Source organism: Paenibacillus sp. SSG-1 (genome assembly GCF_002224835.1).
Classification (GTDB): domain Bacteria; phylum Bacillota; class Bacilli; order Paenibacillales; family Paenibacillaceae; genus Paenibacillus_AQ; species Paenibacillus_AQ favisporus.
Genome location: NZ_MBRK01000001.1, coordinates 5,444,670 through 5,455,184 on the forward strand (window position 1 = coordinate 5,444,670; position 10,515 = coordinate 5,455,184).

Below are 10,515 nucleotides of genomic sequence, written 5' to 3' on the forward strand. Positions count from 1 at the left end.
ACCATGACCACCAAGGTATACATCGGCATCCGCTGGAAGTTCCTTGCCGTGTTTCTCGGCTGCACTGGGCTGACGCTGCTGTTCGTGCTGCTCGGCCGCCTGCTCGCCTCTTATATCATTGTGCGCCCGCCTTATAATGTGCCCCTGATTTGGGTGATCAACCATATCGGCTCAAGACCGACGATCGGGGTGTTCGGTGTCGTCTTTTTCCTGTCCCTCTACGTGGCTTCCACCCGGCCCCTCGTTCGTTATGCCAAAGAGCTGGCTGGAGTCCTGGAGGACATGGCCGGCGGCCGGCTCCAAGCTTCCGTTAGTGTGAAAGCTGCCGATGAGCTCGGAACGATCGCGGAAAACATGAACAGCCTGTCCGGGCAAATTCATACGTACCTGGAGGAAATCAGTTACGGGCTGGCGGAGATCGCCAAGGGACATTTCGATTACGAAATTCCGGTTCGGGAAAACCATGAGCTCGGCCGGATTGCCGACAGCATCAACCAGATGAGCGCTCAGCTGAATCGCTCCATTCAAGAGGAGCGTAACGCCGAGAAGACGAAAAACGATCTGATCACCGGCGTATCCCACGACCTGCGGACCCCGCTGACCTCCATTCTCGGATTTTTGGAAATCATCGATAAGGACCGTTATGCCGACGAGGTGGAGCTTCGCTATTACATGAATATCGCTTACGAAAAATCGCTCAGCCTCAAGAAGCTGATCGACGACCTGTTTGAGTATACTCGCATCAATAACGGCATGCCGCTGCACCTGCGCAAGCTGGATGTAACCGGATTGATCCGGCAGCTGGCCGAGGAGTTTGTGCCGAGCCTGGAGCAGGCGAACATGATTCTGCAGATTCACGCGCCGGAGCAGCCGGTCATCATTCAGGCCGACGGCGACCACCTCGTCCGGGCTTACGAAAATCTCATTTCCAATGCCATTAAATATGGAAGCAGCGGCAAATATATCGACGTTTATATCGAAAAGGAAGAAGCTTTTGTCCGCATACGCGTCTGCAATTACGGGGAGCCCATCCCCAAGCGGGATCTACCGTATATCTTCGAACGGTTTTACCGCGTAGAGCAATCGCGTTCCAAAGCGACCGGCGGTACCGGGCTCGGGCTGGCCATCACCAAGAGCATCATTGACGTGCACGGCGGCGACATCTCCGTGGAGAGCTCGACGAACCAGACCGTGTTTGAGACCCGGCTTCCCGATCCGGCTGTGCCGGCATAACCACTTTCCTTTCACCATACAAAAAGCAGATAACCTCATCCCATCTGGGGAGTGCGGCTATCTGCTTTTTTGGTGCACGCTTATACAGAAAAACTTAAGCGTTTGTTAAGCATTTGGGTAGGCTCCCGTTAAGAACTCTCCTGTAATCTTAGATTCAAGTTAGAAGGACAGCAGGCATCGTCCGTGAGGAGAGCTGTTTGTCTCCAATCTCTGTCCAGGAAGGAGCACGAAATCCGTATGTACACCATCACTTCAAAATGGTTGGCCCATAAAAAAACGCTGCTCATCACGATTTTCGTGCTGATCTTAGCGCTGGCTGCCTATGTTCGGCTGGACTTTTTGCTTTCGGTCAACCATAAGGTTTCGCATGACACGCTGAATTACGACATCATGGTCCGGCAGCTGCTTGAAAAAGGGATCTACGCTTACAAGGATACCCAGTCGAACGCCCAGGTCACGCCGGGGTATCCGCTGTTTATGGCGGCCATCTACAAGCTGGTCGATTACCAGCATCATGATCCGTTCCCCTACATCCGTTACATACAGGTCGTGATCAGCCTCGTCACCCTGTGGCTCATATACTCGGTGGCCCGAAAGCTCTCGGGTCGGACCGTTTCGATGATCGTGCTGCTCATCAGCAGCGTGTATCCGCCTTTTATTTGGAGCAACGGTGCGGTTCTGACCGAGACGCTAGCCTGCTTTTTCCTGATGCTGTATATCCGTCTGCAGCTTGAAGCCTTCGAGCGCAGAACACGAACCCTCGCTCTGCTGAGCGGGGCGGCAATGGGCCTGCTGGTGCTGACGCGTCCGGAGTTTTTAATTCTGATCGCGCCGGTGTACGGGCTGTATTGGCTCTGGAAAAAGGAATTCCGCCTCACGCTCAAGCTGCTGCTGTTCACCTGCATCGGAACAGGGATCGTCCTCGCTCCTTGGGTGATCCGCAACATCGTGACCCTGCACGAGGTCGTGATCGCTTCCACCCAGGTCAATCCGTTTGCCGCCGGCACCTATCCGGACAAAAATTACAACGACGGCCTGGTCGACCGGCATGGCAAAACGCAGATGGAAGTCGCCAAAGAGCGGCTGAAGATCGGTTTTACGCAGCACACATGGCAGTTCGTCAAATGGTACACCGTCGGCAAGCTCAAGTACATTTATTCGAATATGTACTTCGGCAGCGGCCACAGTCCGTTATACCGCGTGCTTCCGAGCCCGCTGGGCAGCCTGCTGCATGTGGCGCTTGTGTGGTTCTGTCCTGTGGCCCTGGCCGCATCGCTTCGAAAATGGAAGCAGCCATTATCGCTGATGTCGCTGATTGTAGCGGTCATGACGGTTACCCGCCTGGCCTTCGTTCCTGAGTTCCGCTATAACTACACCGCCATGCCGCTGATCATCATGCTGGATGCGGCCGCGGGGATCGCCATCCTCCGCTGGGCGTGGCAGAAATGGACCCGCTCTTCAAATTCACGGAAAGGAGCTGTTACTTATGCTGAATCGACCGGAAAGTCATAACAAGCCGCACAGAGTGCTCGTGATTGTGCCCGCCTATAACGAGGCGGAGGGGATCGGGCAGGTCATCCGCCGGCTCCGCGAAGACGCGCCTTACGCAGACGTGCTCGTCATCAACGACGGGTCGAGCGACGCCACCAGCCGGATCGCCCGGGACGCCGGGGCCAGTGTCATCGACCTGACCTGCAACTTGGGCATCGGTGGCGCGGTGCAAACCGGCTACCGCTACGCGGCGGAGCATCATTACGACTACGCCGTGCAGATCGACGGCGACGGTCAGCACAATCCGTGCGATCTGCGCCGCCTCCTGTCCGCCCAGTTCGATACCGGCGCCGATATGGTGATTGGCTCCCGCTTTATTACCAAAGAGGGCTTCCAGTCGACTTTCGCCCGCAAAATGGGCATCGGTCTGCTGTCCGCCCTCGTGACCCGGCTCACCGGGCAGAACGTGACCGATCCCACCTCCGGCTACCGCCTGTGCGGGCGGCGCGCCATCTCCCTATTCGCCCGCGAGTACCCGACCGACTATCCCGAAGTAGAGGCGCTGATGCTGCTCTACAACCGGGAGCTGTCCTTTACGGAAATTCCCGTCGTGATGAATGAGCGTCAGGGAGGCGTCTCCAGCATCTCGGCCATGAAATCCGTGTATTACATGTCCAAGGTCATCCTGTCGGTCCTGCTCATGAAAACCAAGAAAAAGAGAGCGTGGGAAAACCGCTATGAATCTTAATATTTACCTCATCAGCTTTTGCATGAGCCTTGCTTTTGCCGGCTCGATTTTATACTTGATCCGCAAGCACAGGCTACGCGAGCAGTACGCCCTGCTCTGGCTTTTGATGAGCGTGATCATGATGGTGCTGTCGCTGTTTCCGTCCCTTTTGGACGAGGTCGCGCAGCGGATCCACATTTATTACGCCCCGTCGCTGCTCTACCTGCTGAGCGTAGTCGCGGTGCTGTTCATCCTGCTGCATTTGACGATGGCGGTGTCCACGCTCACGCACCGGGTCATCGTGCTTACTCAAACGCTGGGCTTGCAGGAACAGCGCATTCAAAAGCTTGAAGCCCAGGCGGAGGGAGGCTCAGAGGGCTCTATGGGGCTTGCTGCCGGTACTGCCTTTGGGTCGCACCCGGGACAGACATCCGACCCGCATTTTGGACAGTCATCCGCGCCTCATGCTGAACAATCATCTAGACCGCATCCTGAGCAGCCATCTAGACCGCATTCTCAACAGCCCCCAGAAGCGCATACCCTGCCGCAATCCGGGATGCCGTCTGGGGAATTCTCCGGACTCCATTCCGTGGAGCCCTGTCAGCGAATTTCTGCGGCGGCTTCTTCCGAAGATCAAATTATTGTGCCTTCTTCTTCGAGCACGGAGGTGAACCGCTAGTATGGCTTACTTGATGCTGCTTCTCAACATGCTGCTTCTGGTCGCCGGTCAAATCACCTGGAAAATCGGCCTGCAGCATCAAGGTGGCATCCACCTTGGCAACCTATTGCAGGTATTATTTTCACCGCTGATTCTGCTTGGTATCGTTCTTTATGCAATCGCCACGGGATTGTGGTTCGTTGTGCTGTCCCGGCTGCCGCTCAGCCTTGCCTACCCGCTACAAAGCCTGGCTTACGCCGCCGGTATTTTCGCCGCGTGGTATTTCTTCGGGGAAAGCGTTCCGCTGAACCGCTGGATCGGGGCCGCGGTCATCGTACTGGGAGCGGTCATCATTGCCGCCAAATAAAGCCCCCTGTTTGATTTTCAAATTTCAGAAAAGGAGTTCCATATCATTCCGATGAAAATACAAAAAACCGCCCTTCTGACTTCCGTTCTGCTTGCCGCCTACGGTGTGGTTCCGGCATCTGCCGCATCCGATCTGGAGCAGGAGCCTACGATTCCGCAGAAAGTGACTACGGCTCAAGCACCCGCAGCTCCTTCCGGAACGACGGTCATCTATTTAAACAGCAGCCGAATCCTGAATAGCGGCACCGAGTCCGCATTAAACCGTTCCACTGTCGTCAAAAAAGGAGTCACCTTTGTCAGCCTCCGCTCGCTTGCCGTCTCTTTAGGCTGTAAAGTGACTTACCAAGCCTCTACGAAAGAGACCACCGTATCCCGAGAAGGTACCAAAGCCAGGTACCGTGTACATACCAAGGCATATCAAGTCAACGGGGAGACGAAAACGATGAAAGGCGAAGCGTACGAGGACCGCGGCGTGTTGATGGTTCCCCTTACTTCGCTGACGGCTGCTTTTCATCTCCCTTATGTGCTCCAGGGAAACCAAATTACGCTACACCCTGGCGGTTCCGGATCTTCGGGGACGGACAAGCCAAAAAGTCCGCAAACGAACGAACCGCCGCTGGCCTATTTTACGACGGACAAAGATCAATACCGGATCGGCGAGCCGGTGACCCTGAGCGATCAAAGCACCGACGACGAAGACGCGATCACGAATCGCGAATGGACAAACAACGAACCGGCCTTTTTCGAGCCGGGTACGGTGGAAATCAAGCTTAAAGTCACCGACAAGCACGGCCTGACATCCGAATACAGCAAAAAAATCGAAATCACTTCCGAGGTGTTGTACAGCAAAGAAGAGTATGCCAAGCGCTTCACTCCGGCAGGCGGCACATTCCAGGTCAGCGGCAAATCGATCCTGTCCTACAAAGCGCTGCCCTACACCTACACGACCGAGCCGTATTTACTGTTCCGGGCCAGCGGACCGGAGACGGTCAACTCGGAAGGGATCCTGTACCAGGACATCCTGTCGGGACCGGCCCGGTTTCTGGTCCATCACAAAAACAACCTGGCCACAAAGGCACGCTTCTACCTGGTCGCCACCAATCCGAACGATACCGCGGCATCAATCCAGATCGAGAGCGGGGGCGTGGCGGGGCCCACTCCGTATCCTGAGCTATCCGGCAGACTGGCTGGCGTCCGGTATTTGGAGTCCACCTTGACCGGCAGTGAGCAGCGAAGCGTGCAGATCGCCCCCGGCGAGAGCGTGGCCCTCTTTCCCAAGCTGAATGCTACCGCGGCTGCTCCCGGCGATGTCATCACAATGAATGCCGATGTCACCAGCGATGCACCCGTCGAATATACCATGCTGATGGTTCAGGCCGATCATGACCCGATTGCGGTCATGCCGTCTCTGCCTGATTTAAATCCGATCGAGTCCATCGTCCGCGGCACCTTTGCCGATTCGACGCGCGTGTTCGAATACGACGGCACTGTCGGAACAGAAGCGGAGCGCCTGCCGCTCACCGACAACACCACCGATCCTTTTCAGCGGGGGATGGACGGGATGCAGGACAGCGTTGCCATCAATTCCGGCAATTACGGTGTCCTGTATAAAATCATCCTGAACCATGTTGCGCCGGACACGCTCATCGCCTTCAACCCGCGTGGCGGTAGGTACTTCGGCTCGGCGAGGGTGAACGACCGGGTTGTCGAGATCAAGCACGGCGACGGCTCCCAGGACAGCGCCACCGTGCTGTACCGGACGCAGGCCCGGGAGGAGAAGGTGGAACTCTGGTTGTCCCCGGCGGCCGGCAGCAACCTGCCGTTTTCCCTGCTGTTTCTCCCTATTTCGGAAAAATAAAAAAGACCCGCAAAGCGTTTCAGCGCTTTGCGGGTCTTTTGGTCGGATCAAACTGCAGCTCTAACCGCACATTACACATTTTTCTGGACACTTCCCGTATTCGGCGGTCCGCCTGAAGCTGCACTCACCCCGGCTTTTGTATCCGTCCGAATCCACCAAAAAGCGAGCACTCCCGCAGCTAACGCTGCATATGCCGCCAAGCGGAACCCGCCTGCGAGCCCCCATGCCGAACTGATCCAGCCTGCGATAAACGGACCCATGAACATGCCGATCGCATAGACTGCCTGATAAAAACCCATTGCCGTTGCCCTTTTGGATGGCTCGATGTGGGCCACCGATTTGCCTAAAAGGAGCGGAAAGACCAGTCCTTGTGCCAGTCCATTAAAGATTTGCGTTACGCACAGCCAGCCAAAACTCGATGCCGCCGGGATACAAAACGTAAAAACAGCCGTTCCCACATACCCCACGGTTAGCACGGCCCTTGCCCCGAAACGGTTAACGAGGGTCCGTCCGGCAAACAGCGTAGCCGCCGCATGCGGCAGCATGAAAGACAGCGTCAGCCAGGCAAGGTCGTTCTTGCTTGCACCCAAGTCCAGCGCCTGATTCGGCGTATACCCAAACATCGTGATGAACAGAACGCAGTGCGCCAGGATCGACAGAAAAGAAACCCGAAACAGCGTCCGGTCACGCATAACCGGTGCCAAATCCTGAAGCGACATGGGGGTGCGCCCGGGATCCGGCTCTTTTTCCCGCAAAAATAAAGCAAGTATAAGGGCTATCACCGCAACGATGCCTCCAAGCCAAAACGGCAGCTGCCAGCTCCAACGCTCCACCAAATATCCGCTGACGAGCATGCTCGTCAATTGGGCGGCCACGGTGGTGAACTGCATCATGCTCATCGCCCGGGTTACTTCATGTTTCGGGAAAAAGCCTGAGAACGCGACGGTGAACACCACCCAGGTCGACGCGGCGATCCCTGCCATGGCTCTTGCAGCCAGCGCCCATCCCAAATGTCCGAACGCAGCAAACATCAGCCCACTTACCGCACTGGCGGCCAACCCCAGCCAAATAAATGGACGGCGCTTTTCCATAAAATCCGATAAAATGCCGAGCGGCAGCCTGAACAAAATTTGCATCAAACCGTAGGAACCGAGAACGATACCCAGATAGGTATAGGATGCCCCCAAATGCTCGATATAAGGCGACAAAATCGGAACATAAATATAAGACGAGAACCAGTACAGGAAAACAATAGAGATAAACAGCACGACCTGTCTCCTGGAGAAGGAGTCGTCCTTTGTTTGAGGTCGCTGTATCTCGTCCAAAGTTTTCGATGCACCACGGGCAACGGATTCATACGAATCCAGAGGTTCGGTGGAACGCATTTTTTTATGTCGCTTGGATTCCTGCTTTTGAATGCTCAACCCGTCACCCTCCTTTCGTTCTTAGAAGTTGGGAGTTTTTTCGAGTATAAAAAGTCTGGAAGACAAAGAAAGTCATCAAATGGATAGAAAGCAATATAAGTCTGATCCTTTTATATGTTCACCGATTCTATATTGCGTGACATTACGTAACAAAATAATGTGGTGAGCCAAATCGGACAAGGACATGCCATAATTGCTTCATGTGCTGTAACGTTTCATCGTATGATCCCCAGTCCTGCCACTCTTCGGGATGATTGTGCAGCGATGCCGCTGCCAAGCCTAATACTGCCGCGTCAATCCGCCCCCTATCGTTCCCGAACCTTTGGTCGATCCTGAGTGCAAGCGGCTGCATCGCAGGTCCCCGAAAATCGCCCGGTACCGATCCAACCTCTATCTGAAAACCCGCATGCCAACCAAGCCGCAAATCATATTTATAGCAGGTCTCTTCCAATAGGTTCCCCGTTGGCGTGCCTTTGAACGAGGGATCAGCAATCAGGGCCTCCGCGTCATTCGCCAAATCCACCACAGCATGAACCTGTGCTTCAATGTAGTCATCGAGTGACCTTCCTAAGGCTTCGGGTAAAAATTCGCTGGATCTGGTGTTTAGCGATTGAAGCAGCTCAACTAATAGCCTTACGTTAATGTGATCCGACCCGAGCACCTCCTGTGTGCTGACAGCCGCCTCAAACAGAGGAGCCAACAATGGAGAAAAAACGTCGATCGTCCCCTTTCGCTCCGGACCCGTAAAGCTATCCCCAAACGTAAAGGTGCAGCGCTCTGAAACATGCGGGCGAAGGACCAGGTGGCACGAGCCAAACCGCGGTGACGCACCGTCCGCATAATTCATCAGGTTAAGCCCACCATACTTCGGCCGTTCTTCGTTGGTTACTCCGGCCGCCTGGTAAGCCTTTCCAAATAAATGTTCCTCCCAGCGGTCACGATCACCACCAGCAAATGCCGTTCGGCTCCCGTTGGAGATCGAGGTCTCAAACTGTCCCCGGTACACCCCATCCTGAAGCAGTCCCTCAACCACCGAACGGCCGGTCGCGAGCAGACGATCGGGATGAAAATTGAGCGTAACCCGAGCAAAACGGCGAATATGATCAATAAGCAAGTCAACATCAATCGCGCTAAGTCCTTCTGCAGCCAAAATCCGGTCAATTACGCTGCGGGAAAGGCACTGCACATCCAAAGCATCCGTACGTACATACTGTACAGCTCGAGCTTGTGCTTCGGTCAAACTTACTCCTCCTTTATCGATCCCGGGGCAATCATACGAAGAGCCCTTGGCATGAACGTACAAACTTATGTACATGTGAATAACATTTAGACAAAACTCAACTCAACATCACCACATGAATCATTTATGCCATAAAGCACACTTCAATTGTGAGTACTGGGGATGAAACTGTGAATTATGGGAATATAATTTATGATTATAATCCAAATTGGGCGGGGATGGTTCTCTTTTTTGTGCATAACCTTTGGAAAATCGACCAGGGAATATGTATTTGTGGATGAACGGACAAAACGGATGTGTTGTCCACATTGGGGATAAGAAATAAAAAACCACTGTCGATGTTATCAACAGTGGTCCTTCGCTTGGCAACGTCCTACTCTCCCAGGACCCTTCGGTCCAAGTACCATCGGCGCTGGAGGGCTTAACGGTCGTGTTCGGGATGGGTACGCGTGGAACCCCTCCGCTATCGCCACCAAACGTTCAAGTGTTTGATCACCTGAAAACTAGATACGAAACGAATCTACATTTTATATTTATTGGATAAGCCCTCGACCGATTAGTATTGGTCAGCTCCATGCATTGCTGCACTTCCACCTCCAACCTATCTACCTCGTCGTCTACAAGGGGTCTTACATACTGGGAAATCTCATCTTGAGGGGGGCTTCACGCTTAGATGCTTTCAGCGCTTATCCCGTCCGTACGTAGCTACCCAGCCATGCTCCTGGCGGAACAACTGGTGCACCAGCGGTACGTCCATCCCGGTCCTCTCGTACTAAGGACAGCTCCTCTCAAATTTCCTACGCCCACGACAGATAGGGACCGAACTGTCTCACGACGTTCTGAACCCAGCTCGCGTACCGCTTTAATGGGCGAACAGCCCAACCCTTGGGACCTACTTCAGCCCCAGGATGCGATGAGCCGACATCGAGGTGCCAAACCTCCCCGTCGATGTGGACTCTTGGGGGAGATAAGCCTGTTATCCCCAGGGTAGCTTTTATCCGTTGAGCGATGGCCCTTCCATGCGGTACCACCGGATCACTAAGCCCGACTTTCGTCCCTGCTCGACTTGTAGGTCTCGCAGTCAAGCTCCCTTCTGCCTTTGCACTCTTCGAATGATTTCCAACCATTCTGAGGGAACCTTGGGGCGCCTCCGTTACTCTTTAGGAGGCGACCGCCCCAGTCAAACTGCCCACCTGACACTGTCCCCATACCGGATTACGGTACCAGGTTAGAACCTAGATACGATCAGGGTGGTATCCCAACGGCGCCTCCACCCAAGCTGGCGCTCAGGTTTCAAAGGCTCCCACCTATCCTGTACAGATCGTACCCAAATCCAATATCAAGCTGCAGTAAAGCTCCATGGGGTCTTTCCGTCTTGTCGCGGGTAACCTGCATCTTCACAGGTATTAAAATTTCACCGGATCTCTCGTTGAGACAGCGCCCAAGTCGTTACGCCATTCGTGCGGGTCAGAATTTACCTGACAAGGAATTTCGCTACCTTAGGACCGTTATAGTTAC

8 protein-coding genes and 2 rRNA genes (1 of these 10 cut by a window edge) are annotated in these 10,515 nt (G+C 54.4%); 6 read left to right on the plus strand and 4 right to left on the minus strand.

The genetic code is table 11. From position 1 onward, the window contains the following. The first annotated feature begins 3 nt into the window (after positions 1-3). From BCV73_RS25065 to BCV73_RS25090, 6 genes are all read left to right on the plus strand, one after another. On the plus strand, positions 4-1,233 hold the full coding sequence (locus BCV73_RS25065) for a sensor histidine kinase (RefSeq protein WP_076176822.1): 1,230 nt from the start codon (positions 4-6) through the stop codon (positions 1,231-1,233). Between the two features lie 261 nt (positions 1,234-1,494). After that, positions 1,495-2,745 carry an ArnT family glycosyltransferase gene (locus tag BCV73_RS25070; RefSeq protein ID WP_256992989.1) on the plus strand — a complete coding sequence of 417 codons (1,251 nt, stop codon included), beginning with the start codon at positions 1,495-1,497 and terminating at the stop codon, positions 2,743-2,745. Next, positions 2,720-3,472 (plus strand): glycosyltransferase family 2 protein, encoded by a 753-nt coding sequence (locus tag BCV73_RS25075; protein ID WP_089548986.1) that lies wholly within the window; start codon positions 2,720-2,722, stop codon positions 3,470-3,472. Before BCV73_RS25070 ends, BCV73_RS25075 begins: the two co-directional genes overlap by 26 nt. Further along, positions 3,462-4,130, plus strand: coding sequence for a DUF2304 family protein (locus BCV73_RS35945; protein WP_256992990.1), 669 nt, complete (start codon positions 3,462-3,464; stop codon positions 4,128-4,130). The genes BCV73_RS25075 and BCV73_RS35945 overlap by 11 nt, the downstream gene beginning before the upstream one ends. 1 nt (position 4,131) lies before the next feature. Further along, entirely contained in the window at positions 4,132-4,476 is a 345-nt protein-coding gene (locus BCV73_RS25085; protein WP_089548987.1) for an EamA family transporter, read from the plus strand. A gap of 51 nt (positions 4,477-4,527) precedes the next feature. Continuing rightward, positions 4,528-6,333 (plus strand): copper amine oxidase N-terminal domain-containing protein, encoded by a 1,806-nt coding sequence (locus tag BCV73_RS25090; protein ID WP_089548988.1) that lies wholly within the window; start codon positions 4,528-4,530, stop codon positions 6,331-6,333. A gap of 71 nt (positions 6,334-6,404) precedes the next feature. Here BCV73_RS25090 and BCV73_RS25095 read toward each other — a convergent pair whose 3' ends face one another. The 4 genes from BCV73_RS25095 to BCV73_RS25110 all read right to left on the minus strand — a co-directional run. Continuing rightward, positions 6,405-7,757, minus strand: coding sequence for an MFS transporter (locus BCV73_RS25095; RefSeq protein ID WP_256992991.1), 1,353 nt, complete (start codon positions 7,755-7,757; stop codon positions 6,405-6,407). A 142-nt stretch (positions 7,758-7,899) separates the two neighbouring features. Beyond that, positions 7,900-8,997, minus strand: coding sequence for a DUF3626 domain-containing protein (locus tag BCV73_RS25100; protein ID WP_256992992.1), 1,098 nt, complete (start codon positions 8,995-8,997; stop codon positions 7,900-7,902). A gap of 360 nt (positions 8,998-9,357) precedes the next feature. Then, positions 9,358-9,474: ribosomal RNA gene (gene rrf / locus BCV73_RS25105) — 5S ribosomal RNA — on the minus strand. Between the two features lie 59 nt (positions 9,475-9,533). Then, positions 9,534-10,515: ribosomal RNA gene (locus BCV73_RS25110) — 23S ribosomal RNA — on the minus strand (it continues 1,947 nt past the right edge of the window).